The sequence below is a fragment of the Nesterenkonia sandarakina genome (genome assembly GCF_014138825.1).
Taxonomy (GTDB): domain Bacteria; phylum Actinomycetota; class Actinomycetes; order Actinomycetales; family Micrococcaceae; genus Nesterenkonia; species Nesterenkonia sandarakina.
Map to the genome: position 1 here is coordinate 25,260 of NZ_JACJIH010000001.1, position 26,873 is coordinate 52,132.

General features: G+C 67.0%; 26 protein-coding genes. 18 read left to right on the forward strand and 8 right to left on the reverse strand.

The genetic code is table 11. From position 1 onward, the window contains the following. Window positions 1-51: 51 nt before the first annotated feature. From HNR24_RS00130 to HNR24_RS00155, 6 genes are all read left to right on the forward strand, one after another. Window positions 52-582, forward strand: coding sequence for a gamma carbonic anhydrase family protein (locus HNR24_RS00130; protein WP_182494644.1), 531 nt, complete (start codon window positions 52-54; stop codon window positions 580-582). Between the two features lie 80 nt (window positions 583-662). Further along, complete coding sequence (locus HNR24_RS00135) at window positions 663-1,628, forward strand: TIGR03885 family FMN-dependent LLM class oxidoreductase (protein WP_182494645.1); 966 nt, start codon at window positions 663-665, stop codon at window positions 1,626-1,628. Next, window positions 1,628-3,319 carry an alpha-amylase family protein gene (locus tag HNR24_RS00140; protein WP_182494646.1) on the forward strand — a complete coding sequence of 564 codons (1,692 nt, stop codon included), beginning with the start codon at window positions 1,628-1,630 and terminating at the stop codon, window positions 3,317-3,319. The genes HNR24_RS00135 and HNR24_RS00140 overlap by 1 nt, the downstream gene beginning before the upstream one ends. 175 nt (window positions 3,320-3,494) lie before the next feature. Then, window positions 3,495-4,307: a hypothetical protein gene (locus HNR24_RS00145; protein WP_182494647.1), complete on the forward strand. Its 813-nt coding sequence runs from the start codon at window positions 3,495-3,497 to the stop codon at window positions 4,305-4,307. Between the two features lie 92 nt (window positions 4,308-4,399). Then, on the forward strand, window positions 4,400-5,332 hold the full coding sequence (locus HNR24_RS00150) for a hypothetical protein (RefSeq protein WP_182494648.1): 933 nt from the start codon (window positions 4,400-4,402) through the stop codon (window positions 5,330-5,332). 272 nt (window positions 5,333-5,604) lie between these two features. After that, window positions 5,605-5,847 carry a hypothetical protein gene (locus tag HNR24_RS00155; RefSeq protein ID WP_182494649.1) on the forward strand — a complete coding sequence of 81 codons (243 nt, stop codon included), beginning with the start codon at window positions 5,605-5,607 and terminating at the stop codon, window positions 5,845-5,847. A 130-nt stretch (window positions 5,848-5,977) separates the two neighbouring features. Here HNR24_RS00155 and HNR24_RS00160 read toward each other — a convergent pair whose 3' ends face one another. Beyond that, window positions 5,978-6,433, reverse strand: a complete 456-nt coding sequence (locus tag HNR24_RS00160) for a Fur family transcriptional regulator (protein WP_179440748.1) — start codon at window positions 6,431-6,433, stop codon at window positions 5,978-5,980. A gap of 173 nt (window positions 6,434-6,606) precedes the next feature. On the opposite strand from HNR24_RS00160, the gene glyA reads away from it, so the two are divergent. The 4 genes from glyA to HNR24_RS00180 all read left to right on the forward strand — a co-directional run bounded on the left by glyA (window position 6,607) and on the right by HNR24_RS00180 (window position 10,832). After that, window positions 6,607-7,884: a serine hydroxymethyltransferase gene (gene glyA / locus HNR24_RS00165; protein WP_179440747.1), complete on the forward strand. Its 1,278-nt coding sequence runs from the start codon at window positions 6,607-6,609 to the stop codon at window positions 7,882-7,884. Between the two features lie 8 nt (window positions 7,885-7,892). After that, window positions 7,893-8,825: a bifunctional methylenetetrahydrofolate dehydrogenase/methenyltetrahydrofolate cyclohydrolase gene (locus tag HNR24_RS00170; RefSeq protein WP_179440746.1), complete on the forward strand. Its 933-nt coding sequence runs from the start codon at window positions 7,893-7,895 to the stop codon at window positions 8,823-8,825. A 28-nt stretch (window positions 8,826-8,853) separates the two neighbouring features. After that, entirely contained in the window at window positions 8,854-9,876 is a 1,023-nt protein-coding gene (locus HNR24_RS00175; protein ID WP_182494650.1) for an LLM class flavin-dependent oxidoreductase, read from the forward strand. A 275-nt stretch (window positions 9,877-10,151) separates the two neighbouring features. Then, window positions 10,152-10,832, forward strand: a complete 681-nt coding sequence (locus HNR24_RS00180) for a PadR family transcriptional regulator (protein ID WP_182494651.1) — start codon at window positions 10,152-10,154, stop codon at window positions 10,830-10,832. Here the strand turns inward: HNR24_RS00180 and HNR24_RS00185 are convergent. The 3 genes from HNR24_RS00185 to HNR24_RS00195 form a co-directional block, all read right to left on the reverse strand. Beyond that, window positions 10,829-11,110: an AMP-binding enzyme gene (locus HNR24_RS00185; RefSeq protein WP_310735354.1), complete on the reverse strand. Its 282-nt coding sequence runs from the start codon at window positions 11,108-11,110 to the stop codon at window positions 10,829-10,831. The genes HNR24_RS00180 and HNR24_RS00185 overlap by 4 nt on opposite strands. A gap of 109 nt (window positions 11,111-11,219) precedes the next feature. After that, window positions 11,220-13,043 (reverse strand): ABC transporter permease, encoded by a 1,824-nt coding sequence (locus tag HNR24_RS00190; RefSeq protein WP_259392376.1) that lies wholly within the window; start codon window positions 13,041-13,043, stop codon window positions 11,220-11,222. After that, complete coding sequence (locus tag HNR24_RS00195; RefSeq protein ID WP_182494652.1) at window positions 13,033-14,013, reverse strand: ABC transporter ATP-binding protein; 981 nt, start codon at window positions 14,011-14,013, stop codon at window positions 13,033-13,035. The genes HNR24_RS00190 and HNR24_RS00195 overlap by 11 nt, the downstream gene beginning before the upstream one ends. 205 nt (window positions 14,014-14,218) lie before the next feature. Between HNR24_RS00195 and HNR24_RS00200 the strand changes: the two genes are divergently transcribed. The 4 genes from HNR24_RS00200 to HNR24_RS00215 all read left to right on the forward strand — a co-directional run bounded on the left by HNR24_RS00200 (window position 14,219) and on the right by HNR24_RS00215 (window position 18,664). Next, window positions 14,219-14,926 carry an ABC transporter ATP-binding protein gene (locus tag HNR24_RS00200; RefSeq protein ID WP_058887358.1) on the forward strand — a complete coding sequence of 236 codons (708 nt, stop codon included), beginning with the start codon at window positions 14,219-14,221 and terminating at the stop codon, window positions 14,924-14,926. Continuing rightward, window positions 14,923-16,218 carry an ABC transporter permease gene (locus HNR24_RS00205; protein WP_182494653.1) on the forward strand — a complete coding sequence of 432 codons (1,296 nt, stop codon included), beginning with the start codon at window positions 14,923-14,925 and terminating at the stop codon, window positions 16,216-16,218. Before HNR24_RS00200 ends, HNR24_RS00205 begins: the two co-directional genes overlap by 4 nt. A 58-nt stretch (window positions 16,219-16,276) precedes the next feature. Further along, entirely contained in the window at window positions 16,277-16,945 is a 669-nt protein-coding gene (locus HNR24_RS00210; protein WP_182494654.1) for a single stranded DNA-binding domain-containing protein, read from the forward strand. Between the two features lie 150 nt (window positions 16,946-17,095). Beyond that, entirely contained in the window at window positions 17,096-18,664 is a 1,569-nt protein-coding gene (locus tag HNR24_RS00215) for an MFS transporter (protein ID WP_182494655.1), read from the forward strand. Window positions 18,665-18,779: 115 nt separating this feature from the next. Here HNR24_RS00215 and HNR24_RS00220 read toward each other — a convergent pair whose 3' ends face one another. Continuing rightward, window positions 18,780-19,121 (reverse strand): hypothetical protein, encoded by a 342-nt coding sequence (locus HNR24_RS00220; protein ID WP_182494656.1) that lies wholly within the window; start codon window positions 19,119-19,121, stop codon window positions 18,780-18,782. Between the two features lie 162 nt (window positions 19,122-19,283). Here HNR24_RS00220 and HNR24_RS00225 point away from each other — a divergent pair, with 162 nt between their 5' ends. The 4 genes from HNR24_RS00225 to HNR24_RS00240 all read left to right on the forward strand — a co-directional run bounded on the left by HNR24_RS00225 (window position 19,284) and on the right by HNR24_RS00240 (window position 23,100). Next, window positions 19,284-19,919 (forward strand): hypothetical protein, encoded by a 636-nt coding sequence (locus tag HNR24_RS00225; protein WP_182494657.1) that lies wholly within the window; start codon window positions 19,284-19,286, stop codon window positions 19,917-19,919. A gap of 104 nt (window positions 19,920-20,023) precedes the next feature. Next, window positions 20,024-20,860, forward strand: coding sequence for an exodeoxyribonuclease III (locus HNR24_RS00230; protein WP_182496035.1), 837 nt, complete (start codon window positions 20,024-20,026; stop codon window positions 20,858-20,860). A 110-nt stretch (window positions 20,861-20,970) separates the two neighbouring features. Then, window positions 20,971-21,978 carry a tryptophan--tRNA ligase gene (gene trpS / locus HNR24_RS00235; protein ID WP_310735355.1) on the forward strand — a complete coding sequence of 336 codons (1,008 nt, stop codon included), beginning with the start codon at window positions 20,971-20,973 and terminating at the stop codon, window positions 21,976-21,978. A gap of 18 nt (window positions 21,979-21,996) precedes the next feature. Beyond that, window positions 21,997-23,100 carry a YihY/virulence factor BrkB family protein gene (locus tag HNR24_RS00240; protein WP_182494658.1) on the forward strand — a complete coding sequence of 368 codons (1,104 nt, stop codon included), beginning with the start codon at window positions 21,997-21,999 and terminating at the stop codon, window positions 23,098-23,100. Window positions 23,101-23,164: 64 nt separating this feature from the next. Here HNR24_RS00240 and HNR24_RS00245 read toward each other — a convergent pair whose 3' ends face one another. From HNR24_RS00245 to sdhA, 3 genes are all read right to left on the reverse strand, one after another. Further along, on the reverse strand, window positions 23,165-24,166 hold the full coding sequence (locus HNR24_RS00245; RefSeq protein ID WP_058887351.1) for a hypothetical protein: 1,002 nt from the start codon (window positions 24,164-24,166) through the stop codon (window positions 23,165-23,167). A gap of 100 nt (window positions 24,167-24,266) precedes the next feature. Further along, the gene (locus HNR24_RS00250) at window positions 24,267-25,055 is read right to left on the reverse strand and encodes a succinate dehydrogenase iron-sulfur subunit (protein ID WP_058887350.1); all 789 of its coding nucleotides are present in this window, start codon (window positions 25,053-25,055) and stop codon (window positions 24,267-24,269) included. Further along, entirely contained in the window at window positions 25,055-26,842 is a 1,788-nt protein-coding gene (gene sdhA / locus HNR24_RS00255) for a succinate dehydrogenase flavoprotein subunit (RefSeq protein ID WP_058887349.1), read from the reverse strand. Before sdhA ends, HNR24_RS00250 begins: the two co-directional genes overlap by 1 nt. Window positions 26,843-26,873 lie beyond the last annotated feature (31 nt).

The following is a 26,873-nucleotide window of genomic DNA, read 5'->3' on the forward strand; positions in this document are numbered from 1 at the left end:
CGCAGCCTCCCCGCACGCCCCGATACCCTCCGGATCCCAGGAGTCACCCACATGGCACATGTGCTCACCGTCAACGGACACACGCCCCAGATCGGGGAGCGCGTGTTCCTGGCTCCCTCCGCCGCGATCACCGGCGAGGTCACCATGGCGGCTGACTCCTCCGCCTTCTACGGCGTCTCGGTCCGCGGCGACTCGGCCCCGATCGTCGTGGGCGAAGGCACCAACCTGCAGGACAACGCGGTGCTGCACGCCGACCCGGGCCACCCCTGCACCCTCGGGGCCGGGATCTCGGTGGGGCACGCCGCGGTGGTCCACGGCTGCACCGTGGGTGACGGCTCGCTGATCGGCATGAGCGCGACCATCATGAACGGCGCCGTGATCGGCGAGCAGAGCCTGATCGCCGCCGGCGCCGTGGTGCTCGAAGGCACGCAGGTCCCGCCGCGCTCCCTGGTCGCCGGGGTCCCCGCGAAGGTTCGACGCGAGCTCACCGCCGAGGAGATCGCCGGACTGCGCAGCAACGCCGAGGTCTACCTGGGGCATAAGGACGCGCACCGCGTCGCGCAGAGCGACGACGCCAGGTAACAGTTCTCCCACGTCCAGGCGATCACCAGGGCACTCTCAGTAGCCTCGAGAGAAGCACACCAGACGAGAGGCACTCGCATATGACCATCTACGGGTTCCACGCATCACAGGAACAGATCGCCCCCTCCCAGCTGCTGCGCGACGTCCAGCACGCCGAGACGGTCGGCTTCCAGGCGGCCATGAGCTCGGACCACTTCATGCCCTGGTCCCACCGGCAGGGCCACTCGGGCTTCACCCTCTCCTGGTTGGGCGCCGCGCTGGCCACCACAGAGTTCCCCATCGGATCGGTGATCGCCCCCGGTCAGCGCTACCACCCGGCCATCGTCGCCCAGGCCACGGCCACCCTCGGAGAGATGTTCCCCGGCCGCTACTGGGCAGCCCTGGGCGCCGGCCAGGCGATGAACGAGCATGTCACCGGAGAGCTCTGGATGGACAAGGAGACCCGACGCCGCCGACTCGCGGAGTGCGCCGACATCATCTCCCGGCTGCACCGCGGAGAACGGATCATCAGCCACCGCGGGTTCGTCAGCGTGGACGACGCCTACCTCTATGACCGTCCCACCGAGCCCATCCCGCTCTACGCCACCTGCATCACCCCCGAGGCCGCGCGCCTCGCCGCCACCTGGGCCCACGGCATGATCACGCTGAACCAGCCCGACGACGTCCAGAACGAGGTGCTCAGCGCCTACCGCGAGGCCGGAGGCGAGGGCCCCGCGATGCTGCAGGTCCACCTCAGCTGGGCGGAGACCCGGGAACGGGCCGAGGCCATCGCCCACGACCAGTGGCGCACCAACACCTTCGGCGCCCCGCTGGACCAGGATCTGCCCACCCCCGAGCACTTCGACTCTGCCGCCGCCGAGGTCAGCCTCGAGACCGTGGCGAAAGCGGTCTGGATCTCCGCGGAGCCCGGCCAGCTGAGGGATTGGATCGCTGCCGCCGCTGAACCGGGCTTCGACCAGGTGTACCTGCACCACGTGGGTCAGGAACAGCAGGACTGGCTCGACCTCGCCGGCAAGGCGATCCTCCCCGAACTGAAGGGCGCCTGATGCGCATCACCGACACCGCAGACCTCTGGTACAAGAACGCCGTCATCTACTGCGTGGACCTCGAGACCTACCTGGATTCCGACGGCGACGGTATCGGTGACCTCCCAGGCCTCACCCAGCGCATCGACTACCTCGCCGACATCGGCGTCAGCTGCCTGTGGCTGATGCCCTTCTATCCCTCTCCGAGGCGCGACAACGGCTACGACATCTCCGACATGTTCGGCGTGGACCCGCGCTATGGCGATCACGGTGACTTCGTCGAGCTGGTCCGGGTGGCCCACGACCGCGGGATCCGCGTGATCGTGGACCTGGTCATTAACCACACCTCGGACCAGCACCCCTGGTTCCGAAAGTCACGGGCGTCGAAGGAGAACCCCTATCGGGACTTCTACGTCTGGCGCAGCGACACTCCGCCGGACACCTCCGAGGAGGCCATGTTCCCCGGCCAGGAAGATGGGATCTGGACCTATGACGAGAAGACCGAGGAGTGGTACCTGCATCACTTCTTACACACCCAGCCCGACCTGAACACCGCCAATCCGCAGGTCCGCGAGGCGATCACCAAGACCATGGGGTTCTGGCTCCAGCTCGGCGTCGACGGCTTCCGGGTCGACGCGGTCCCGTTCGCGATCAATCAGACCACACTGAGCGGCGCGGATGAGCACGAGTTCCTGGAACCCCACGACTACCTGCGCACGCTGCGCGCCTTCCTGCAGCGACGGTCCACTGGCACGAGCTCCGCCATGATCCTGGGTGAGGTGAACCTCCCACACGAGGAACAGCTGGCGTTCTTCGGTGGGGAGGACGGTGACGAGCTCACCATGCAGTTCGACTTCACTGTGAACCAAAAGGCCTTCCTGTCCTTCGCCCGCGAAGATGCCAGGCCGCTCGCCGAGGCGCTCTCGGAGCGCCCGCAGAACCTCTCCACCGAGACCCAGTACGCGAACTTTCTGCGCAACCACGACGAACTCACTTTGGACCTGCTCAGCGCTGAGCAGCGTGACGAGGTCCTGGACACCTTCGGCCCGGAGCAGGACATGCGCTTCGCCGGACGTGGACTGCGCCGACGCCTGCCAGCCATGTTCGACGGAGACCCACGGCGGATCAAGATGGCCTACTCGTTGCTGTTCGCACTCCCGGGCACCCCGGTGCTCTTCTACGGCGAGGAGATCGGCATGGGGGAGAACCTCGAGGTCCCCGGTCGCGAGGCGGTTCGGACACCGATGCAGTGGAGTCGGGACAAGAACGGCGGCTTCTCCTCCGCCAAGCCCTCGAAGCTGGCACGCAAGGTCGTGGAAGGCCCCTTCGGCCCGGAACATGTCAACGCCGCCCAAGCCCGCAGGGACCCCGACTCGCTGCTGCACCACATCGGCCGGTTGGCGCGACGCTACCGCGACTGCCCGGAACTGGGATGGGGCGAGCTGAGGATCCTGGAACAGCCGCACCAGGAGGTGCTCGCGCATCGAATGACCAGCGGGGATCAGTCCATGGTGCTGCTGCACAACCTCTCACCAAAGTCCCTCACGGTGCCGCTCACGCTGGACGAGCAGGACCAGGGCAGCGAGCTCATCGACCTGCTCCAAGATGGTGCCTGTGGGATCGATGCCCAGCAGCGCACCGAGGTCACCTTGGAGGGGTACGGCTACCGCTGGCTGCGCGTGAAGCGCCCGGGTGATCCCCGGCTGCTCTGAGATACCGCCCGGCGCCGAGGCAGGTCCGGTCTGTCGCCCGCCGGCTCTGCGACATCCGACCGCTGAGATCGCCGCAGTCAGGCGCCCGTGAGGCGCTACGCTGAAGACCTCTACCCGCGCGGGACGTTCACACCGTTCACCGGTGCGCGCCGTGACACCCCCTATAGGAGACCCCATGAAGCGTTCGGCTCTGGCTGGCAGCGGTCTGGCCGCCGTCGTCCTGCTCACGAGCTGCGGCGGCAACCCCTTCGAGGACGGGGCTGCGGAGGCCGAGCCTGAGGTTCCGAGCTTCGGGGAGATCCAGGACCGCATGTGGGACGCCATGCTGACCGCCGAGACTGTGAGCATCGAAGGTGAGATCGAGGCCTCCGAGGCCGACGTCGACCAGATGTTCCAAGAGATCGAGGAGACCGACACCGGGGATCTGCTGATCATCGGCGCCGTGGACGGCAGCGACTCCGAGATGACCTTCACCGCCGGGGACGTCAGCTTCACCCAGCGCGCCATCGACGGCGCAGAGTACTTCCGCGGCGAGGATTTCGCCTCGCTGCTGATGAGCGAGCTGGACGATGAGATCGCGGCCCTGATCGAGGAGGATTTCCTCGTCTCCGTGGTGGCCGAGCAGTGGGTCCAGTTCAACACCGACGGCGCCGAGGCGGTCTTCTCCGCTGAGGATTTCATCAGCACCTGGCGACGCGAGCTCGATGACACGGAGATCGCCGCGCTCGAAGGCACCGCGGCGACCCGAGACGGCACCGAGGTCTACGTCTACTCCGCCGCGGAGGGCTCCACTGAGTTCGTGGTGGCGGCGACCGGCGCCCCCTATCTCTTGGAGATGCGCGACGAAGAGTCCAGCTACCGATTCAGCGCCTGGAATGAGGCGCAGCGTCCCGAGGCGCCGGAAAACGTGATGACCCTGGATGAGATCTTCGACGCGATCGCCGCCGAGCAGGGCTGGTCCACGGGGGACGCTGACACGGGAGCCTGAGCCGCAGAAAGACCAACACAACGGGGGGTTGTGCAGAAACGGGGGACCTGGACACCACAGCCGGGTCCCCGACACATCCGAAGGGAAAGACCATGAGCAACACTACGCAGAGTCCCTCCTGGGGCGTCACCCGGACCCTGGGCACCACGGCGGCACTGGGCATCGCGGCCCTGGCCCTGATCGGCTGCGGCGCGGCAGACGAGGACCCCCGGGTCGAGGAGAATCCGCAGGAGGACCTGGATCCCTCAGGAGCCGAGGACCAGGGCGTGTCCTCGGATGAGATCGCAGAGAACGAGGACGATCAGCAGGCCGCGGACATCGCGGAGATCGAAGAAGAGATCTGGGCTGCCTCCATGGAGGGTGAGAGCGTCAGCATCACCATGACCGCAGGCCTGGACCGGGGCCACGAGCTCTTCGGCTACGCCCCAGACTTCTACGAGGGCGAGGGAGAGAGCTTCGAGCTCGCGGTCAGCGGAGAGCTCGAGGGCGACGCGACCACCAGGCTGGACTACACACCCGAGTTCGAAGTGCGCAGCTTCGGCGACGAGGTCTATCAGTCCCTGAAGGCCTTCGTCTTCGACTACCAGGCACAGGTCCCCCCAGAGGTCGAGCCCGAGGTAGACGCTGCGCAGCTGGACACCGCCCTGCGAGCAGAGGGCGAATGGGTCGACGTCAGCACTGCCGAGCCAGCGGTGCCGCGCACCCCGGCCGCCGTCCTGGAGATGCTGCGCGCGGAGATCACCGAGACCCTGGAGGTGGACTCGCTGGCGGAGCTCGACCTGGACTCCACCGTGGACACCCGAGAGGGCCAGAACGTCTGGGTCTATTCTAATGAGGACATGGAGATCGCCGTGCTGGCAGATTCCGACTCACCTGCGCTGGTCGGCCTGGTCCTGCCCGGTGAGACCGAGGACCTGGAGGCCACGCTCTCAGACTGGGACGAGGCCGAGACCCCCGAGCAGCCCGAGGAGGACACCGTCATCAACGATGAACAGCTCCAGGAGATCCTCAACGACCTGGTCTGACCTGAGGGCCTGCTGCTCGGCGCTGACACCAACTCTCGGGAGATTCCCAGGATTCGCTCAGAAAACGCGTTCCAGGACAACATCAGCTCCATAGCCCGTCCGAGTTCACCGTGAATTCCGCACCGAGGCCCGCCTCGGCTTTTCCCGAGGCCTGCGATCTGTGCAGGATGGAATCAGGTCACCAACGGGACCCCACACGGTCACTCAACGATGACAGACCGCGGAAAGACCGCGCAGCATCTCTCGATGCGAATGACGGAGGTAAACGAATTATGGCTACCACCGAAACCAGCAAGCTTCGCACCCTCGCCGGCGTGGTCGGCGTCGGCTCCCTGGCCCTGTTCGGCGCCACCGCCTGCGACGATGGCGGCACCGAGGATCCGGCAGTCGAGGATCCGGCAGTCGAGGATCCGGCCACCGAGGAAGACACCATGGAAGAGTCCCCCATGGAGGACGAGACCATGGAGGAGTCCCCGATGGAGGACGAGACCATGGATGAAGACGAAGACATGTGATCGTCGTCTTTTCTCGAGAGAGCCCCTGCGGAGAGCGTCAGCTCCCCGCAGGGGCTCTCTTCGTCGTGCAGGTCTACCCACCTAAGGGAGCGTTACCGGACGCCTGTGGGGATCACGCTTGGGAAAGGCCTCAGGCCTCGGCGGCGCCGGAGCCCACGAGATCTTCGGAGGCTGCGGCACACTCGCGGCAGATGCCCCGGAAGACGACGTCGGCGACCTGGATCTGCATTCCCAGACTGGCCGGGGCCTGCAGGCACGGGGCTTCCCCATGGACGCATTCCACATCTTCGATCCGACCGCATCGGGTGCAGATCGCGTGATGGTGGTTGTCATGCGTGCGGGTCTCGTAGCAGGCCGGGGATCCTGGGGGATCGAATCTGCGCAGGAGCTCGCGGGCGGTGAGATCATGCAGCACCGTGTAGACCGACTGCACGGTGATCTCAGGCAGCTGTTCCTTCACGGCACTATGGATGGCATCGGCAGGCTTATGTGGCTGCGCCGCGACCACCTCAAGGACGGCGAGACGCTGGCGGGTGACGCGGAGTCCGCGTTCGCGCAGCCGGTCTGGCCAGTCGGAGGTGATCATGACTCCAGTGTGCCGCACTTATGAGTCATTCACAATAAAACCCGATACGTGTCACATACAGCCACATCCCTGTCCTGACGGGGTGGTCCCGCTCTCTTCGGCGTGCGCGCCGGAACTGGACGATAGACTGACTCACGCTGCCCCGTCTTCATCCGCAAGGAGAGCTTCAGTCCATGAGCACACCGGATATCAACAACGCCCCGTTGGCCGAGGTCGATCCAGAGATCGCGCAGGCGATCTCGGATGAGCTGGGACGCCAGCGCGACACCCTCGAGATGATCGCCAGTGAGAACTTCGTCCCCCGCGCAGTCCTGCAGGCCCAGGGCTCAGTGCTCACGAACAAGTACGCCGAGGGCTACCCGGGGCGGCGCTACTACGGCGGCTGCGAGTTCGTCGACGTCGCGGAGAACCTCGCGATCGAACGCGCCAAGGCGCTCTTCGGCGCAGAGCACGCCAACGTCCAGCCCCACGCCGGCGCGCAGGCCAACGTTGCGGTGATGACCGCCTTCCTGAAGCCCGGCGATAAGCTCATGGGCCTCTCCCTGGCCCACGGCGGTCACCTGACCCACGGCATGAAGCTGAACTTCTCTGGGAAGTTCTACGAGATCGCCGCCTACGAGGTCGACGCCGAGACCGGTGTGATCGACATGGACAAGGTCCGCGAGCAGGCCATCGCCGAGCAGCCCGACATGATCGTGGCCGGCTGGTCGGCCTACCCCCGGCAGCTCGACTTCGCCCGCTTCCGCGAGATCGCCGACGAGGTCGGCGCGATCCTCTGGGTGGACATGGCGCACTTCGCCGGCCTGGTCGCCGCCGGACTGCACCCGAACCCGGTGCCCTATGCCGACGTCGTCACCACCACGGTGCACAAGACCCTCGCTGGTCCGCGCTCGGGCATCATCCTGACCAAGGAAGAGCACAAGAAGAAAATCAACTCCGCGGTCTTCCCCGGTCAGCAGGGCGGCCCGCTGATGCACGCCATCGCGGCCAAGGCCATCGCGTTCAAGATCGCCGGCTCTGAGGAGTTCGCCGAGCGGCAGAAGCGCACCATCGAAGGTGCCCAGATCCTGGCCAAGCGGCTGATCGCTGCGGATGTCACCGAGCACGGCGTCTCGGTGCTCACCGGCGGCACCGACGTGCATCTGGTGCTGGTGGACCTGCGCGGCTCCGAGCTGGACGGCAAGCAGGCCGAGGACCGGCTCCACGAGGTCGGCATCACCGTGAACCGCAACGCGGTGCCCAACGATCCGCGCCCGCCGATGACCACCTCCGGGCTGCGCATCGGCACCCCCGCCCTGGCCACCCGCGGCTTCGCCGAGAAGGAGTTCAGCGAGGTCGCCGACATCATCGCCGAGGCGCTCAAGCCAGACGCGGACCTGCACGGGCTGAAGTCCCGCGTCAGCGCGCTGACCAAGGCCTTCCCGCTCTATGAGGGCCTCGAGGAGTGGTGAACCCAGGTATGACGCAGACCCCCGCTGCCCCCCAGAACGACGACGCCGGCGCCCCGGCCGGTGCCCGGGTCCTCGATGGCAAGGCCACCGCGAAGGCGCTGAAGGCAGACCTCGCCGACCGCGTCGCCGCGCTCAAGGCCCGCGGCATCACCCCCGGCCTGGGCACCGTGCTGGTCGGCGCAGACCCCGGAAGCCAGTCCTATGTGGCAGGCAAGCACCGGGACTGCGCCGAGGTGGGGATCACCTCGATCCAGGTGGAGCTCCCGGCCGAAACCACCCAGGAGCAGCTGCTCACCGAGATCGAGAAGCTCAACAACGATCCCGCCTGCACGGGCTACATCGTGCAGCTGCCGCTGCCCAAGCACCTGGACACGCAGAAGGTCCTGGAGGCGATCTCCCCGGAGAAGGACGCCGACGGGCTGCACCCGATGAACCTGGGCCGGCTGGTCGCCAACGTCAATGACGAGATCAGCACCCCGCTTCCCTGCACGCCCAAGGGCTGTGTGGACCTCTTGGACCACTACGGGCTGGATCTGCGCGGCAAGCACGTGGTCGTCGTCGGACGCGGGGTCACCATCGGTCGGCCGATCGGGCTGCTGCTGACCCGGCGCGAGATCAACGCGACCGTCACCCTGTGCCACACCGGGACCAAGGACCTCCCCGCGCATCTGGGGAGCGCCGACGTCGTCGTCGCCGCCGCCGGGGTCAAGCACATGATCGACCCGGCGGACCTGAAGCCCGGTGTGATCGCCCTGGATGTGGGAGTCACCCGGGAGGTGAACCCGGAGACCGGCAAGGCCAAGATCTACGGGGACTTCGCTCCTGGCATCGAGGCGGTGGCCTCCTGGTATTCGCCGAACCCCGGAGGCGTGGGGCCGATGACCCGGGCCGAGCTGCTGGCCAACGTGGTGCTCACCGCGGAGCGCGCGCTCTCGGAATAGTCCCGGCGGAGGGGGTGTTATTTCAAATGTGAAAAAACTCGGATTCCTCTCCTTCGGACACTGGACGCCCTCACCTCATTCGCAGACCCGTTCTGCCTCTGACGTGCTGCTGCAGTCCATCGACCTCGCTGTCGCGGCCGAAGAGCTCGGCGTCGACGGAGCCTACTACCGGGTGCACCACTTCGCCCGACAGCTGGCCTCGCCGTTCCCGCTGCTCGCCGCCGTCGGGGCCAAGACCTCGCGGATCGAGATCGGCACCGGCGTGATCGACATGCGCTACGAGAACCCGCTCTACTTCGCTGAGGACGCCGGAGCGGCAGATCTCATCGCCGAAGGCAGGCTGCAGCTCGGGATCTCCCGGGGCTCGCCAGAGCAGGCCGTGGAGGGCTGGCGGCACTTCGGCTACCAGCCAGCCGAGGGGGAGTCCGACGCTGACATGGGGCGCCGGCACACCGAGGTGGCGCTGCAGGTGCTCTCCGGGCAGGGCTTCGCCGAGCCCAGCCCGCGCCCGATGTTCGCCAACCCGCTCGGGCTGCTGCGCCTGGAGCCGCACTCCGAGGGTCTGCGTCAGCGGATCTGGTGGGGCGCGGGCTCCGACGCCACCGCGCGCTGGGCTGCCTCGCGCGGGATGAACCTGATGAGCTCCACGCTGAAGGACGACGAGACCGGCGAGGCCTTCCACATCCAGCAGGCCAAGCAGATCCAGGCCTTCCGCGAGGAATGGGCCAAGCATGACCACGGCTTCGAACCGAGGGTCTCGGTCTCCCGCTCGATCCTGCCGATCGTCTCGGACCAGGATCGGGCCTACTTCCTGGGTCAGCGCGACTCCCAGGACCAGATCGGGATGATCGACGAGAAGACCCGGGCCATCTTCGGCCGCAGCTTCACCGCCGAGCCGGACGTGCTGGTGGAGGAGCTCGCCAAGGACGAAGCCGTCCAGGCCGCGGACACGGTGCTGGTCACCGTGCCCAACCAGCTGGGAGTGGACTACAACGCCCACATCCTCGAATCCCTGATGGAACACGTGGCCAAGCCGCTGGGCTGGAAATAACCCACCCACCCACCCACCCTCTTTCGTTGAGGGGCGGATTCTGCGACCACTAGGGGCCTTCTCGCCCATGAGATACCCGCAGAATCCGCCCCTCAACGCTGGGGGGGGGAGGGGTCAGGGGAAGTCGAGGGTCAGCGAGGGTCGGGCGTGGGCTGGCGGACCCGCGGCGCCCGCGAGAATAGCTATCTCTATAGTTGTACGTGTTCCGGGTCACGAGGTAGCTCTGGATATAGTGGAGAGCAAGCTTCTGTACCGTCTTGAAAGGTCCCCACGCCTTGAGCCTGCGCTACGCCATCCTGGGGATCCTCACCGCGGCTCCGCTGACTGGATATGAGACCGCCAAGCGGTTCGAGGGGTCCGTGGGGCACGTCTGGCATGCCCCGGACTCGCAGATCTACCCCGAACTGCGCCGGATGGAGTCCGAGGCGCTGGTGGAGGGACGCCAGGAGCGCTGGGGCCCCAAGGGCACCAAGACCCGCTACTACATCACCGCGGCCGGCGAGACGGAGTTCCGCGAGTGGATGGCCACCCCGCTGAAATATGCCCCCTGGCGCGATGTGGCCCATATGCAGGCCGCGTACTTCGAATGGGCAGACCGGGCGAGCGTGCGCATGCACCTGCAGCAGCACGCGGCGCACTACACCGAGCAGATCGCGCAGTGGTGCAGCCAGGTCCAGGCGATCGAGTCCCATGAGCACCCGATGATCGCCGCCCGACTTCAGCGCTACCCTCCCGAGCAGCACGAGCGGATCGTCGCCTTCAAGGCCTTCGCCTATGACGGGCTGATCGGCCAGGCCCAGGCCGAGGTGGACTGGGCGCACCGAGGCCTGGAGCTGTTAGAGGCGCTCGACGCCGCGACGGAGCCGGGGGAGACTCTCGAGCCGACAGGCCCCGATGAGACCCCCGCGTCAGCACCCGATGAGAACCCCGAGGCCGGCTCCTCGACCACCGCTTAGGCGGACTGTCGGCGCAGGTCAGGCTTGCGGATCTTGCCCGAGGCGGTGCGCGGCACGGACTGCACGAAGACCACTGACTTTGGGACCTTATCGCGGGCAAGCTTGAAGTCCAGGTGACGCAGTACCTGATCCTGGGGGAGCTCATGACCCTCGCGCACCACGATCACCGCGCGCGGGACCTCGCCCCAGCGGGCATCCTCGACTCCGATGACGGCGACGGCGGCCGCGGCCTCGAGCGCGGCGATCTGCTGCTCCACCTGCGCCGGGTAGATGTTCACGACTCTCATAGGCGTCGAGCACCCGCAGTGGACAGCTACGGCTCCTTGTGCAAGGTTACGCGGATCACCACCGACACGCACCCACCCACAACGCAGCACGAAGGGAGGGTCAGCGGAGGAAGAGCTTCTTCATCCGGTGCGTGGTCAACGCCAGGCCGGCCACGATCATCACCAGGTAGTAGCCGATGTGCACCAGGGTCAGGCCGCTGAAGTCCCAGAAGGCGATATCGCGCATCAGCTCCACCGCGTGCCAGAGCGGCAGCGCCTGGATGAACGCCTGCACTCCCGCGGGGTAGACGCTGATCGGGAAGAGCGTGGCCGAGAACAGGAACATCGGCATCAGCACCATCATCATCCAGTCCATCTGCTGGAACCGGGTCATGAAGGAGGTCACCGCCATCCCGATCGAGGCGAAGCCCAGTGCGACGAAGAGCGCGGTGCACCACATCAGCACCGCTGCCAGCGGATCCACCAGGCCGCTGACCATCAGCACGCCCAGAAAGCCCAGCGCGTAGAGTCCGCCGCGGAAGAACGCCAGGCAGATCTCGCCCACCGCCACGTCCACCGGGCCCAGCGATGTCGACATCATGGTGCGGTAGAGCTTGGTGATCTTGAGCTTGAAGAACACGTTCCAGGTGGAGTCGAAGATCGCGCCGTTCATCGCGGAGACCGCCAGCAGCGCCGGGGCGATGAATGCCGCGTAGCTGATGGTCCCGCCGCCGCTGAGTCCCACCGCTTCGGCGTCGACCCCGGCGATCATCGGGGAGATGCCCAGGCCGAAGGAGGCCAGGAACAGCACCGGTTCCAGCAACCCGGAGAGGAAGATGACGCCACGGTTGTTTCGGATCGCGGTGAGTCCTCGCCCGAACACCGCGCGGATGTTCCCGGAGTAGTAGTTCGCGCCGAACCCGCGGCGGAACGAGATCCGGGGCAGCTCGGCGCGTGCCGGCGTGCTGGCTGTCCCGGTGTCGACCGATCGGTCGACGTCGGCCGCGTCCTTCACCGCCAGCCGGTCCTGGCGTCTGGCATCAGCCTTGGCGCCCGGAGTCCGGCCGCGCCACTCTTCCAGACCCAGCCGGCGGGTGAAGATCCGCACCGTGGCGAGCCAGGCGGCGACGGTGATGCCCAGGAGGTAGAGCACATGGATCAGGATCAGCCAGGCCGGGGTGGGCTGGCCGAAGGCGAGCACCCGGCCCAGCTCATTGGCGTGCCAGATGGGGGAGAACCAGCCCAGGACCTGCAGGAATGCCGGAAGGTTGGTCAGTGGGTAGAAGGTGCCGGAGAAGAGGAAGAGCGGCATGATGACGAAGCGCTGGATCAGGGACATCTGCCCCTTCTCATCGCGCAGCGTGGAGACATACGCCATGATCGGCAGCCCGATCGCGAGCCCGCCGAGCATTGCGCTGGCGATCATCAGCACTCCCAGCGGGGAGCTGATCGCCCCGAAGAGGTATAGCACCAGGGTGAAGATCGCGGCGTGGATGCCGAAGCGCACGCTGACCGCCAGGATGTGACCAGAGGCGATCTGGCCCGGGCTCAGCGGGGAGGCCTGGGCGCCGTAATAGAGCCGCCGCCACTTGAACCCCTCCATCACCGGGAAGGTGAACTCGATGCCGGCGGCCATGGCGACGGTGGAGGCCAGGATCGCGGGTGCGATGTACATCAGGTAGCTGCTGGCCCCGTATTCCGCGAAGTCCCCGCCCTCGCCCACCAGCATGCCCAGACCGAGCCCCATGGCCAGGATGTACATGATCGGCTGGCTCACCGAGGAGAAGAGGATCACGGTGCCATAGGCCCGCATGCTGCGCAGCGTCCGCTCGGCCTGGTGCAGCGCACCGAAGCGCCGTGCCCGCCCGGCCATGGTGTGCTTGTCCGCGGCGGGACCGACGGGGTCCTTCAGCTCGGGATCCCGGGTCAGGTGATCAGTCGACAAGGGTCCTCCCGGTCAGTCGCAGGAAGACGTCCTCCAGGGAGGACCGGCGGACCAGCGAGGTCATCGGACGCAGTCCGGATGCGTGGATGCGCTCCAGCGCAGACTCGGCCGAGCCGGCGTAGACCAATAGCCGGTCCGGGAGCACCTCTACGTGGCTGAAGCCGAGGTCCCCGGCTGCGGCGCCATGGGAGCTCGCGTCGACGGAGGAGAGCAGCGTGGTCAGCTGCTGAGCCTGTTGCTGGTTGCGGTCCATGCCGAAGCGCAGCTCGAGCACCTCGCGGGTGGAGTGGTCTCGGATCAGTCCGGCGGGGGAGCCCTCCGCCATGATGCGGCCTTCATCCACCACGATCAGGCGCTCGCAGAGCTGCTCCGCCTCATCCATATGGTGGGTGGTGAGCACCAGCGTGGTCCCGGACTCCCGGAGTCGGAACAGCCGGTCCCAGAGGATGTGCCGGGCCTGCGGGTCCAGGCCGGTGGTGGGCTCATCCAGGAGCAGGATCTCGGGCTCGTTGACCAGCGCGCGGGCGATGGTGAGCCGGCGCTTCATACCACCGGAGAGGTCCTCCACCCGTGCGGTCGTCTTGTGGCTGAGCTGGGCGAACTCCAGAAGCTCCTCGGTCTTGGCGTTGAGCCAGCGGCGCGGCAGACCGAAGTAGCGCCCGTACATGATGATGTTCTCCCGGACGCTGAGCTCCTCATCCAGGTTGTCCTGCTGCGGGATCACCCCCAGCCGCGCCCGGACCTCGGGTCCGTTCTGCTCCGGATCCAGTCCGGCCACAGACATCGTGCCGGCACTGCGCGAGGCCACCGCGGCGATCATCCGCATGGTCGTGGACTTCCCGGCGCCATTGGGTCCGAGCAGGCCGAAGGACTCACCTCGGTTCACCGTGAAGTCGATGCCGTCCACGGCGGTGAAATCACCGTAGCGTTTGGTCAGACCTGTGGCGCGGATCGCATGTTCAACGGGCATGGGTTGCAGTGTACTCGGGGTGATGATCCCTGGTGAGAGCCGTATGGGCCTGATCTTGGGGGTCTGGCCAGGCTGAGGCTCATCCTTTGGGCCGATGTGCCCGGCGCTCTCATCCGGGAGAATGAACGGGTAGTAGAAACTTCGTGCCGCCGAGCACCTCAGCAGCCCACCGAGCACGATGTCACCGCAGGATGAAAGGTATGCAATGTCCACCCCTGTTCTCGAGACCGAGAACCTGGTCAAGGTCTATGGCAAGGGCGCAACTCGTTTTGATGCGCTCAAAGGCCTGACCTTTGAGATCCATGAGGGCGAGTCCGTCGCCATCGTAGGTAAATCAGGTTCCGGCAAGTCCACCCTCATGCACCTCTTGGCGCTGCTCGACGAGCCGACCTCCGGCGTCGTCGCCCTGGGAGGCGAGCCGGTCACCGCGCTGAAGCCCAAGAAGGTCTCCCAGCTGCGCAACGCCACCTTCGGGTTCGTCTTCCAGCAGTTCTTCCTGAACCCGAACCAGACGGTGCTGGAGAACATCACCTTGCCGCTGAAGATCGCCGGGGTGGGCAAGTCAGAGCGCAACCGCCGCGGGATGGAGGTCCTGGAACAGCTGGATATGGCCGATAAGGCCAAGAACAAGGCGACCAACCTCTCCGGCGGACAGAAGCAGCGCGCCTGCATCGCCCGCGCCCTGGTCAACCGGCCCACCGTGCTCTTCGCCGATGAGCCCACCGGGAACCTGGACACCGCCACCTCAGAGATCGTCGAGGACATCCTCTTCGGTCTGCACCGGGACCACGGCATCACCCTGGTCGTGGTCACCCACGACGAGGACCTGGCCGGGAAGTGTCAGCGTCGCCTGATGATGCAGGACGGCGAGATCCACGCCGAGGAGCACGGCGCGACGGGGGTGCACGCATGAGATCAGTCGACGTCGCACGCACCGCGCTGGGCAACACCTTCCGCTCCAAGCTGCGCACCGCCCTGACGGTGGTCGCCATCGTGATCGGCTCCTTCACGCTGACCCTGACCTCGGGGCTCGGCGCTGGAGTCAACAAGTACGTGGACAATGTGGTCGCCGGTTTCGGCGGGTCCTCGCAGATGTTCGTCATGAGCACCGGGGCCTCCGATGCCGAGCCCACCGACGGTCCGGCCGAGTATGACCCGGAGGCCGCAGCCAGCACGGGCGGCATGTTCGGGCCGGGCTCCGGCGGAGGTGTGCTCACCGACTCGGACATCGAGACGATCGAGCAGATCGAGAACGTCTCGGCGGTGGACCCCATGGTCTTCGTCTCGCCGGACTACCTCGAGACCCCCGACGGGTCCCAGTACGACATGGACCTCGACGTCCCGGCCAACGCGCTGGGGCTCGAGCTCGAGGCCGGGGAGGCCCCCGGTGAAGACGGGATGGAGCTCAGCATCCCGTCAGACTGGTTGAGCATCTTCGACACCGAGGACGCTGAAGAGGTCCTCGGCGAGACTGTGAGCATCGGGATCAGCGATGTCACCGGTCAGCAGTCCACCGTGGAGGCCGAGATCGTCGGCGTCTCCGAGGAGGCGCTCTCCGGGATCGGCGCGACCCCGATGCCCTCCCGGGAGCTGAACCAGGAGCTCAACGACCTCTCCATGGAGGGCTACCAGGGCCAGGCGGAGAACGCCTACGCCATGGCCGTGCTCGACGTCGATGACATCGAGGCCAACGAGCAGGGCGTCAAGGACGCGCTGCTCGAGGAGGACCTGCTGGGTCTGACCGTGGAGGATCAGATCGGGGCCGTCCAGGGCGTGATCGACGCCGTCGCCTGGGTGCTCTCCGGCTTCGGACTGATCGCGCTGCTCGCGGCCAGCTTCGGCATCGTGAACACGCTGCTGATGTCGGTCCAGGAACGCACCCGAGAGATCGGCCTGATGAAGGCGCTGGGCATGTCCAGCGGCAAGGTCTTCGGGCTCTTCTCCATGGAAGCCGTGGTCATCGGGATCCTGGGATCGGTCATCGGCGTGGTGCTCGGACTCGGTGCCGGCCTGGCCGGCAACGCCTGGCTCACCGGAGAAGGCGGTCCCCTCGGGGCCGTGGCCGGACTGACGCTCTTCGCCGTGGATCCGCTGGCGATCCTGGGGATCACCGCACTGATCGTGTTCATCGCGTTCCTGGCCGGCACGCTGCCGGCAGCACGAGCCGCGAAGAAAGACCCGATCGAGGCGCTTCGCTACGAGTGAGCGCGGTCCGCGGGGCCTAGAGTGATTCGTGAACACAACCAATGAACAAGGAGTCGACATGAGCAACCCTCCCTACGGAGACCAGCCCGGCGTCCCCGGCGGCCAGCCGGGCGGTGACTACCCCGCGCAGCAGGGTGGCTACCCGGCGCAGCAGGGTGGTTACCCCTCCCAGCAGGGTGGCTACCCGGCGCAGCAGCCCGGTGGCCAGGGGGCACCCGCCTCGAAGTACGGCACCGACCCCTACGCACCGGGCAGCTACGGCGGACCGGTCGCGGAGCCCAAGAAGTACAGCCTGCTCAAGACGATGACCCTGGTCTCATTGGCGATCTACGTGCTCAGCTCGCTCCCGGGTCTCTTCCTGAGTGACGATCTGCTCCGGCAGGACATGATCACCACCGCCGAGCAGCAGGGCATGGCCGGCCAGGAGGCGGCTGACTTCGCCGACATGATGGTGGGTCTGACCACCGGACTGGTCTGGGTGATGATCATCATCGGCGTCGGGCTCTACCTGCTGGTCTTCTTCGGACTGAAGAAGAACAAGAACTGGGCACGCGTGACCGGCATCGTGTTCGCGATCATCGGCGTCGTCTTCACGCTTTTCGGCGTGATCGGCGCGGACCCGCTGAGCCTGGTGCTGGTGCTGGCTCATGTGGCGGTCGCCATCTACTGGCTGGTGCTGGCCTTCAGCTCCGAGGTCAAGACCTACCTGGCGCAGTTCCGCCGGTAGTCTCTTCTCCTGCTCGACGGGGACGCTCCTTCACGGGGGCGTCCCCGTTCTGCGTCGTGTCCGGTGCACCGAGTCGTGACCGCTGCACCGAGCGGTCCGGGAGGAGTTACATGAAGATCCGCAAGGCGCTCGCGGGGATAGGCTGAGCTGGTGAACCAGACCTCTGCCACGGGCAGCTCGCGCCGGATGATGACGGCGATGTTCCTGCCGCTCTTCGCCTCGCTGCTGAGCATCAGCATCGTCAATGTCGCACTGCCAGCGATCGAGGAGAGCCTCGGTGCCGCGTCGGCGGATCTGCAGTGGGTGCTCTCCGGCTACGCGCTGGCCTTCGGCATGGCACTGGTCCCGGCCGGCCGTGCAGGAGACATCTGGGGCCGACGTGGCCTGTTCATGTTCGGCGTGCTGCTCTTCGGTCTGGCCTCCCTCGGCGCCGCTCTGGCGATGACCCCGCTGGTGATCAACATCGCACGCGTCTTCATGGGGTTCGCCGCGGGCATCCTCACCCCGCAGGTCATCGGGATGATCCAGCGCCTGTTCAGCGGTCCCGCGCGGGGGCGGGCCTACGGGATGATGGGCACCGTCATCGGGGTCGCAGTCGCGGCAGGGCCGGCGCTGGGCGGGTTGATCATCGACACCACCGGTTCAGACCTCGGCTGGCGGATGACCTTCCTGATCAATGTTCCGGTCACCATCATCGCGCTGATCTCGATCGTCGCGTGGCTGCCCAAGACCCTCGACGACGCCGAGCCCCCGGCTGCCACCGAGATGCCGACTCCCGCCGCCGAGCCCAAACCCGCAGCGGAGCGCGAAGCCGCTGCGGAGTCGGGGCCCACCGCGCCGCGCGGGACAGCCGAACCGGCCGAGCCGAGGGCTGCTACGCGCGGCATCGCCCGGCTCGATCCGCTCGGAGTGGTGCTGCTCAGCGTCGCAGTGCTGCTGCTGATGCTGCCCTTCATCCAGTTCCGCGGCCTGCTCGGCGGACTCTTCGGCGCCGCCGGAGTGGGGGTGCTGGTGCTGTGGGCACTCTGGGAGCGACGGCTGGGCCGGCGCGACGCCGATGCCCCGATGGTCAACCTGGCTCTGTTCACCCTGCCCAGCTATACGTTGAACTCCCTGGTGCTGGGCCTGTACTTCGCGGGGATGCCAGCGACCTGGGCGGTGGTGGCGATCTACGTCCAGCAGGGTCGCGGGGAGGGCGCGCTGATCGCCGGGCTGGTGACGCTGCCCAGCGCCGTGATGGTGATGCTGCTCTCGGCACGGGTGGGCCGGGCGGTGGAGCTCAAGGGGCCCCGGATGCTGGTCAGCGGAACCCTGGCCGGCGTCGTCGCGATGCTCTTCCTGGCCGGAGCGGCGGCGCTCATGGGCACCGGCTACGGCTCGCTCTGGCTGATCGGCGCCGCTCTGGGCGTCGTCGGTCTCTCCCAGGCGCTGATCATCCCCAGCGCACAGACGCTGTCCATGCGGGAGGTCCCGGAGCCCATGGCCGGCGCCGCCGGCGGGGTGGCGCAGACCGCTCAGCGGGTGTTCACCGCGATCGGCATCGCGGTGGTCACCGGGATCTACTTCTCGGTCAGCGCGGACGCCGGACATCAGAGTGCCATCGTGACCAGCTCGCTGGTGATCGCGGCGCTGATGCTCACCTCGGTGGCGGCCGCGCTCTTCGCCGCCCGTCAGGCGCGGCAGGCAGCCCATGACCAGCAGGGGGCCCAGGGCCAGTGAGAAATGCAGGATCAGCGGGAGGTTCAGGATAAGCAGGCAGCCCAGGACCAGCAGACCGCGTAGGACGAGGTCAGCGCTGGCCCAGTGGGGCTGGTGAAGCGCCGACTGGTCCGGCTCAGCGCAGCCGCGTGACCGGGCGCAGGTCCTTGGCCTTCACATAGGCCGGGGCCCCGGCGAAGATCTCCGCGCGCTCATCGGATTCCTCCCAGGCCTGCTCCGCCTGGGCGAACTCCTCGCGATCGCCGGGGCGGCTGACGAACCAGGTCAGCTCGTCCTTGCCGTCTGAGAGCCAGATCGATTCCACGGTGAACCCGCGCTCCTCACGCGCCGGGATGACCTGCTTGGTGAGGAAGCTGACGAACTCCTCGGCCAGCGCCGGGTCCAGGGCGTAGCGGCGCATATACGTGGTCCGCTCGGCGGGATCTGCGGGGCGAGGGGTCTCGGGTTGGGTGACCATCGGGTCCTCCTGGATCGTCGGGACAGTTCTGGACGAGGTCCACGGCCATCATAGGAGACCAACAGGCAGTTCCGAGCAGGCTGCCGCGGGGGAACAGCCGCGTGGCAGTCCGGCGGGGGAGTCGATTCGCCATCAAGCCGTGATCGCAGGGATAATCGCCCCATGAGCTCTCAGCAGTCACTGCCCACGGGTGGCGCATCTGGCGCGCAGGAAACCCTGAAGAACTTCGGCCGCCGGACCTCAGGCATCAGCTTCGCGGTGATGATCACTGTGCTCCTGGTGGCCCTGATCTTCGCCGCCAACCAGAACGACGTGATCGGCTGGGTCATCGCCGTCATCGCCGGAGGCTGGCTGCTGCTGGCCACCGTGCTGGTGGTCTCGGTGCGTTCCGGGGCCAAGAAGTTGGGCCAGACGCTGGACTCGGCGCGCGCCGACGCGGCCTCCCGCCGAGCCGACACCCTGGGCGGCGCCACCGTGGTCGATGAGGACACCCACGGAAGGAACCTGAAGCTGGATCATTCCTTCAAGATCGTCGAGGTCCAGAAGCGGGTCATCGCTCAGGAGCTCGCCAAGGGCGAAGAGGCAGACCTTGCCATGGTGGATCGCGCCCTGGACACCATCGAGATGACCGCAGGCAACGGCCGGGACATGCTCGCAGAGCACGTCGGGCGCGGAGCAGGCGACTCGACGCAGGAGCGCCAGGACACCCCCGACAGCCGTCGCCGAGACCAGGACAGCCGCGCGAAGACCCGGAACAACGACGACGACCAGCCCATCACGGGCGAGATCGTGCCCTGAGAGGACCCCAGGTGACCCCGAACAGCACAGCCACGCCCAAGACCGCCCCGGCGTCCAGCGCCGCCCCCACCGAGGCAGCAGACTTCGGCGAACACCCGCACCGGATCCGTGACGCCAAATCGGGCCAGCAGACCCGGATCGCCTCGGTCAACGTCAATGGGATCCGCGCCGCGCACCGCAAAGGCATGGGTGAATGGCTCGCGGACCGCGAGATCGACATCCTGGCGCTCCAAGAGGTGCGTGCCAATGAGGAGATCCTGACCAAGCTGGTCGGTGAGATGACCGCCCCCGAGACCTGGCATGTGCATGAGTATGAGGCGGCCGACAAGGGCCGGGCCGGCGTCGCGATCATCTCCAGGAAGCCGCCCATCGCCACCCGCCGCGGCATCGGCGAGGGCCACCCCGAGGATGACGGCCGCTGGATCGAAGCCGACTATGAGCTCGGCGACGGCTCCACGCTGACCGTGGTCAGCGTTTACGTGCACTCCGGGGAAGTGGGCTCGCCCAAGCAGGAGCACAAGATGCGATTCCTGCAGTACATGACCGAGTACCTGCCGCAGCTCGCGCGGCGCACCGATCATCTGCTGGTCATGGGTGACCTCAACGTGGGCCACCGCGAGCTCGACATCAAGAACTGGAAGGGCAACGTGAAGAACTCCGGGTTCCTCCCGGAGGAGCGGGCATACTTTGATGCCTACTTCGGCGAGCTCGGCTTCCGCGACGTCGCACGAGACCTGGCCGGAGAGATTGATGGCCCCTACACCTGGTGGTCCTATCGGGGGAAGGCCTTCGACAACGACACCGGATGGCGGATCGACTATCACATGGCCACCCCGGCCCTGGCCGAGCTGGCGGGCAACCTCAAGGTAGACCGGGCACAGGACTACTCGCTGCGCTGGTCCGATCACGCCCCGCTGGTCGTGGACTACCAGCTGCCCTGAGCGGCCCCCCGAAGGACACCGCCCCTAGAGGGCACCGGCTCCCGAAGGACACCGGCCCGACCTCCGGCGGACCCGCCCCCGCCTGACCCCGACAACACGAAGGAACCGCCGTGACTGAGCGCGTACTCTCCGGGATGCAGCCCTCCGCTGACTCCCTGCACCTGGGCAACTACCTGGGAGCGCTGGTCAACTGGGTGAAGATGCAGGAGCGCTATGACGCCTTCTTCTTCATCCCGGACATGCATGCGATCACCGTGCACCAGGACCCCGCTGAGCTGCGCACCCGGGTGCGCCGGACCGCGGCCCAGTACCTGGCCGGGGGCCTCGACGTCGAGCGCTCCACGGTGTTCGTGCAGTCCCACGTGCCCGAACATGCGCAGCTGGGCTGGATCATGACCTGCCTGACCGGGATGGGGGAGGCCGCCCGGATGACCCAGTTCAAGGACAAGTCCGCCAAGCAGGGCGCCGATGCGGCCGGGGTCGGGCTCTTCACCTACCCGATGCTGCAGGCCGCTGACATCCTGCTCTACCAGCCGCACGGGGTCCCGGTGGGTCAGGACCAGAAGCAGCACGTGGAGCTCTCACGCAACCTCGCCCAACGGTTCAACCACCGCTACGGGGAGACCTTCCGGGTGCCCCAGCCGCTGATCCCCGAGGCCGGGGCGCGGATCTATGACCTGCAGAACCCCACGGCGAAGATGTCGAAGTCCGCGGCCTCGCCCGCCGGGCTGCTGAACCTGATGGACACCGATAAGCAGATCGCGAAGAAGATCAAGTCCGCCGTGACCGACGACGGCGCCGAGATCCGCTTCGACCAGGCCGAGAAGCCGGGTGTCTCGAACCTGCTGAGCATCTACTCCGCGCTCACCGACCGCTCGGTCGCTGAGATCGTCGAGGAGTACCAGGGTCGGATGTACGGGCACCTGAAGGTGGAGCTGGCCGAGGTCGTGGTGGCCAAGCTCGGTCCGATCCGCGATCGCACCGAGGAGCTGCTGGAAGACCCGGCCCAGCTCGATGCGCTGCTGGCCACCGGAGCCGCCAAGGCGCGGGCCGTGGCGGGGGAGACCCTCGCCGAGGTCTACGACAAGGTCGGATTCCTTCCGGCGAGCGGGCGCTGAGCAGAGGGTGAGCCTGCGGTGAACGAGGACCCCTCCAGACTGCGACCACGCACCGGCGGTCACGGGCTGATCGCCGGGCACGCGCGTGCCGCGGCGAAGGCGATGAATGACCGCGAGGAAGTCTCCGGCATGGTCAACCCGCTGGACCTCGAGGGGCTGCGTCGCCGCGAGGTCCGGGCACGCCAGGCCTGGGGCCATGCCCGGCGGGAGGGTCGCAGCGGGGCCGCCATGTTCGGGCTGACCTTGTTCTGGGGCCTCACCCGACTCGACACCACCCGCGGCATGCGGATATTCAACCTCTTCCTGTTCCACTACGGCACGGTGATGGCCGCCGGCGCGGCCTACATGATGTTCTTCTCCGTCTCGGCTGCGCTCGTGGCTGGGTTCTCCGTGGCAGGACTGGTCATCGGTGGTGATCAACAGCTGCAGGACACGATCGTGGACCTCACCAATGACGCGCTGCCCGGGGTGATCGGCGAGGACGGACTGGCGACCCAGGCGCAGCTCTTCGACACCGAGGGCTTCGGGCTCACCCTGGTGGTCTCGCTGCTGGTCGCCGCGGTGGCCTCGCTGAGCTGGATCAACGGGCTGCGCGCGGGTATCCGCAGCATCTTCGACCGGCCGCTGATGGATGAGAACGTGTTCGTGGTGAAGTCACGGGATCTGGCTGTGATGCTGCTGCTGGCCGTGATGCTGCTCGCCGCCACCGCCACCAGCCTGCTCTCAGAATCTGTCCTGGTGTTCAGCGAAGACCTGCTGGGATGGAACCTCAATGTGCTGCAAGGACTGGTCGGCACGTTGATCACCCTCGCCGTGCCGCTGATCCTGGACGTGCTGGTGGCGATCCTGATCTTCCGGGTGGCCTCGCGGGTGGTGATGCCGGTCTCGGTGCTGTGGCGTGCGGCGCTGATCGCCGCCGTCGGCTCATCGCTGCTGCGCCACCTCTCGACGTTCCTGCTCAGCGGCGTGGAGGACGGAAACCTGATCGTGTCTTCCTTCGCCACGGTGCTGGGCTTCTTCGTCTACTTCTTCCTGCTCAGCCTGATCTACCTGCTCTGCGCCTCCTGGGCAGCCCTGGCCACCGACGACCGCAGCCGAGCGCTCCGCCCGCGCAGCCGCTGAACTGCCGCACGGCCCGAGCTGCCGCACGGCCTCAGTTGCCGCACGGCCCGAGGTGCGTGGGGTCTCAGCTGCGTGCGGTGCGCGGGAAGAGCGAGTCGACCACATGTCGGGCCGCATCGCGGGGCTGGCCCGACCAGGGGAAATGGTGCATCGAGACCATCGGGCTGGCGTTGATCTCCAGGATCGAGGGCTCGTGCAGGTCCGCCTCGCCGCGCGGGAGCAGCACGTCGAAGCCGACGATCTTCAGCCCGGGCAGGGCCCGGGCCGCACGCTCGACCAGCTCCTGCTCCGGCGCGCGCAGCTCATCGGTCGCGTCCACCGCGTCCCCGCCTGTATGCAGGTTGGAGGTGCTCCGGAGATAGATGCGTTCACCGGCCGTCGGGATTGAATCCGGGGCCAGAGAGTGCCTGGCGAGATACTCGCGGGAGTCGCCGTCGAGGACCAGGTCCTTGTGGATGGGGCCGCGGTCCCGATTCTTCGCGGTGACCAGCTGCGCGATGCTGCTGACACCGTCTCCCAGGACGCTCGCGGGCCGGCGTCGTGTGGCCGCCACCAGGCGACCTTCCACGACCAGGCATCGATGCTCCACCCCGGTGTAGAACTCCTCCACCAGCACCTGGCTGCTCTTCGCGGCCACCTTCTCGAAGGCGGCGTGGAACTCCGCCTCGGTCTGCAGCCCGGCGTGGACGTTCTGGCCCTGCCTGCCGTTGTGCGGCTTGATCACGCTTCTGCTGAAGGGAGCAGCCCAGGCCCAGGCGCGCTCGACCTCGGTCACGGCGAAGACGGCGTTCTCCGGGGCGCTGATCTTCAGGTCGCGGAAGAGCCGGCTGGCCACATCCTTATAGGAGGCGATCTTCTTGACCAGGTCGCTGTTGTGGTTGGTGCTCCCGCCGCTCCAGGTGCGCATGCGTCCCTGGTGCTCCAGGACCATCCTGCGGCTGCTGGTGGACTTGCGGACCGTGATGCCACGCTCCAGCGCCTCTGCGGCGACCACGATGTTCGTGAAGTTGGTCGGACCCACACCCACCTCGATCAGATGCTGGGCGGCCTCATCGTGACGTTGCATGACAACACCTCATCGTAGGGGAGCGGGATGCACCAAGAGGTGGGGCGCCGGGTGCGAGTGCTGCTCGCGCCCGACGCCCCACCTCAGAAGGCACAGTGGATCACATGCTGCGGGTCAGCACCGCACGCTTGACCTCTTGGATGGCCTTGGTGACCTCGATGCCGCGCGGGCACGCGTCGGTGCAGTTGAAGGTGGTGCGGCAGCGCCACACGCCCTCTTTGTCGTTGAGGACCTCCAGGCGCATGTCGCCGGCGTCGTCGCGGGAGTCGAAGATGAACCGGTGCGCGTTGACGATCGCCGCCGGGCCGAAGTACTGCCCGTCGGTCCAGAAGACCGGGCAGGAGGAGGTGCAGGCGGCGCACAGGATGCACTTGGTGGTGTCATCGAAGCGTTCCCGCTCCTCCGGGGACTGGATCCGCTCGCCGGTCGGGGCGGGGGAGTTGTTGACCATGAAGGGCATGATCTCGCGGTAGGACTGGAAGAAAGGTTCCATGTCCACGATCAGGTCCTTCTCCACGGGCAGACCCTTGATCGGCTCGACCAGGACCGGCTTGGAGAGGTCCAGATCCTTGAGCAGGACCTTGCAGGCCAGGCGGTTGCGACCGTTGATGCGCATCGCGTCCGAGCCGCAGACGCCGTGGGCGCAGGAGCGGCGGAAGGTCAGCGAGCCGTCGATCTCCCACTTGACCTTGTGCAACGCGTCGAGCACACGGTCGGTGCCGTACATGGTGACCGTCCACTCATCCCAGCGTGCCTCGTCGGAGAACTCCGGGTCATAGCGGCGCACCTGGATGGTCACGTCGAAGCTGGGGACCTCGCCTCCGCCCCCGCTCTCCTTCATGTCGATCTTGGAGGCGGGCTCTGCGGCTTCTTTGGTGGGAGTGCTCATCAGTACTTACGCTCCATCGGCTCGTAACGGGTGAAGACGACCGGCTTGGTGTCGGCGCGGATGCCGTTCGTGCCATCGGTCGAGGACTCGGGGTCTAGGTACATCATCGAGTGGAGCATGAAGTTCTCATCATCACGCTCCGGGAAGTCCTCGCGGTAGTGTCCGCCGCGGGACTCCTTGCGGTGCAGGGCTGCCACGGTCATGACCTCGGCCATGTCCAGCAGGAAGCCGAGTTCCACAGCCTCGAGCAGGTCCAGGTTGAAGCGCTTGCCCTTGTCCTGGATCTGCACGTTCTTATAGCGCTTGCGCAGGTCAGCAATGACCGCAAGGGCTTCCTTGATGGTCTCCTCGGAGCGGAACACCTGCATGTTCGCGTCCATGGTCTCCTGCAGCTCGGCGCGCAGCGTCGCGGTGCGCTCTCCACCGGTGGAGGCGCGCATCGCGTTGAGCTGGTTCTCGGTGAAGGCCGTCGGGTTCTCCGGGATGTCCACGAACTCAGCGGTGGCCGCGTACTCGGCGGCGGCCAGGCCGGCGCGCTTGCCGAAGACGTTGATGTCCAGCAGCGAGTTGGTGCCCAGGCGGTTGGATCCGTGGACCGAGACGCAGGCGACCTCGCCGGCGGCGAAGAGGCCGGGGACGATGGTGTCGTTGTCCTGAAGCACCTCGGACTTCACCGTGGTGGGCACCCCGCCCATGGCGTAGTGGCAGGTCGGGAAGACCGGCACCGGCTCGGTGTAGGGCTCCACACCGAGGTAGGTGCGGGCGAACTCGGTGATGTCCGGGAGCTTGGCGTCGATGTGCGCCGGCTCCAGGTGGGTCAGGTCCAGCAGCACGTAGTCCTTGTTCGGACCCGCACCCCGGCCTTCGCGCACCTCGTTGGCCATGGACCGGGCCACGATGTCACGTGGGGCGAGGTCCTTGATGGTGGGGGCGTAGCGCTCCATGAAGCGCTCTCCCTCGGAGTTTCGCAGGATCCCGCCTTCGCCGCGTGCGGCCTCGGAGAGCAGGATCCCCAGCCCGGCCAGGCCGGTGGGGTGGAACTGCACGAACTCCATGTCCTCCAGCGGGATGCCGGCACGGTAGGCCAGAGCCATGCCGTCGGCGGTCAGCGTGTGCGCATTGGAGGTGGTCTTGAAGATCTTGCCCAGACCACCGGTGGCGAAGACCACCGATTTGGCCTGGAAGACGTGAATCTCACCGTTGGCCAGGTCGTAGGAGACGACGCCGGCTGTCTTCTTCTGCATGTAGGTGGTGCCGTCTTCACGGGTCACCTCTTCGTCCACGGTGAGCAGATCCAGCACGTAATACTCGTTGTAGAACTCGACGTTGTGCTTCACGCAGTTCTGGTACAGCGTCTGCAGGATCATGTGCCCGGTGCGGTCCGCGGCATAGCAGGCGCGACGCACGGCGGCCTTGCCGTGATCGCGGGTGTGCCCGCCGAAGCGCCGCTGGTCGATCTTGCCCTCGGGGGTGCGGTTGAAGGGCAGGCCCATCTTCTCCAGGTCCAGCACGGCGTCGATGGCTTCTTTGGCCATGACCTCGGCGGCATCCTGGTCCACCAGGTAGTCGCCACCCTTGACGGTGTCAAAGGTGTGCCACTCCCAGTTGTCCTCCTCGACGTTGGCCAGCGCGGCACACATGCCGCCCTGCGCCGCGCCGGTGTGGGACCGGGTGGGGTAGAGCTTGGTCAGCACGGCGGTATGGGCACGCTGCCCGGATTCGATGGCTGCGCGCATTCCGGCGCCACCGGCGCCGACGATGACGACGTCGTACTTGTGAACCTGCATCAGCTTGTGGCTCTCTTTTCTTGGTGTTCGA

Excerpts from the sequence above, each read along its gene's own strand:
- HNR24_RS00130 (WP_182494644.1), top strand. The coding sequence starts at position 52 with ATGGCACATGTGCTCACCGTCAACGGACACACGCCCCAGATCGGGGAG.
- HNR24_RS00135 (WP_182494645.1), top strand. The coding sequence starts at position 663 with ATGACCATCTACGGGTTCCACGCATCACAGGAACAGATCGCCCCCTCC.
- HNR24_RS00140 (WP_182494646.1), top strand. The coding sequence starts at position 1,628 with ATGCGCATCACCGACACCGCAGACCTCTGGTACAAGAACGCCGTCATC.
- HNR24_RS00145 (WP_182494647.1), top strand. The coding sequence starts at position 3,495 with ATGAAGCGTTCGGCTCTGGCTGGCAGCGGTCTGGCCGCCGTCGTCCTG.
- HNR24_RS00150 (WP_182494648.1), top strand. The coding sequence starts at position 4,400 with ATGAGCAACACTACGCAGAGTCCCTCCTGGGGCGTCACCCGGACCCTG.
- HNR24_RS00155 (WP_182494649.1), top strand. The coding sequence starts at position 5,605 with ATGGCTACCACCGAAACCAGCAAGCTTCGCACCCTCGCCGGCGTGGTC.
- HNR24_RS00160 (WP_179440748.1), bottom strand. The coding sequence starts at position 6,433 with ATGATCACCTCCGACTGGCCAGACCGGCTGCGCGAACGCGGACTCCGC.
- glyA (WP_179440747.1), top strand. The coding sequence starts at position 6,607 with ATGAGCACACCGGATATCAACAACGCCCCGTTGGCCGAGGTCGATCCA.
- HNR24_RS00170 (WP_179440746.1), top strand. The coding sequence starts at position 7,893 with ATGACGCAGACCCCCGCTGCCCCCCAGAACGACGACGCCGGCGCCCCG.
- HNR24_RS00195 (WP_182494652.1), bottom strand. The coding sequence starts at position 14,013 with ATGCCCGTTGAACATGCGATCCGCGCCACAGGTCTGACCAAACGCTAC.
- HNR24_RS00200 (WP_058887358.1), top strand. The coding sequence starts at position 14,219 with ATGTCCACCCCTGTTCTCGAGACCGAGAACCTGGTCAAGGTCTATGGC.
- HNR24_RS00205 (WP_182494653.1), top strand. The coding sequence starts at position 14,923 with ATGAGATCAGTCGACGTCGCACGCACCGCGCTGGGCAACACCTTCCGC.
- HNR24_RS00210 (WP_182494654.1), top strand. The coding sequence starts at position 16,277 with ATGAGCAACCCTCCCTACGGAGACCAGCCCGGCGTCCCCGGCGGCCAG.
- HNR24_RS00220 (WP_182494656.1), bottom strand. The coding sequence starts at position 19,121 with ATGGTCACCCAACCCGAGACCCCTCGCCCCGCAGATCCCGCCGAGCGG.
- HNR24_RS00225 (WP_182494657.1), top strand. The coding sequence starts at position 19,284 with ATGAGCTCTCAGCAGTCACTGCCCACGGGTGGCGCATCTGGCGCGCAG.
- HNR24_RS00245 (WP_058887351.1), bottom strand. The coding sequence starts at position 24,166 with ATGCAACGTCACGATGAGGCCGCCCAGCATCTGATCGAGGTGGGTGTG.
- HNR24_RS00250 (WP_058887350.1), bottom strand. The coding sequence starts at position 25,055 with ATGAGCACTCCCACCAAAGAAGCCGCAGAGCCCGCCTCCAAGATCGAC.
- sdhA (WP_058887349.1), bottom strand. The coding sequence starts at position 26,842 with ATGCAGGTTCACAAGTACGACGTCGTCATCGTCGGCGCCGGTGGCGCC.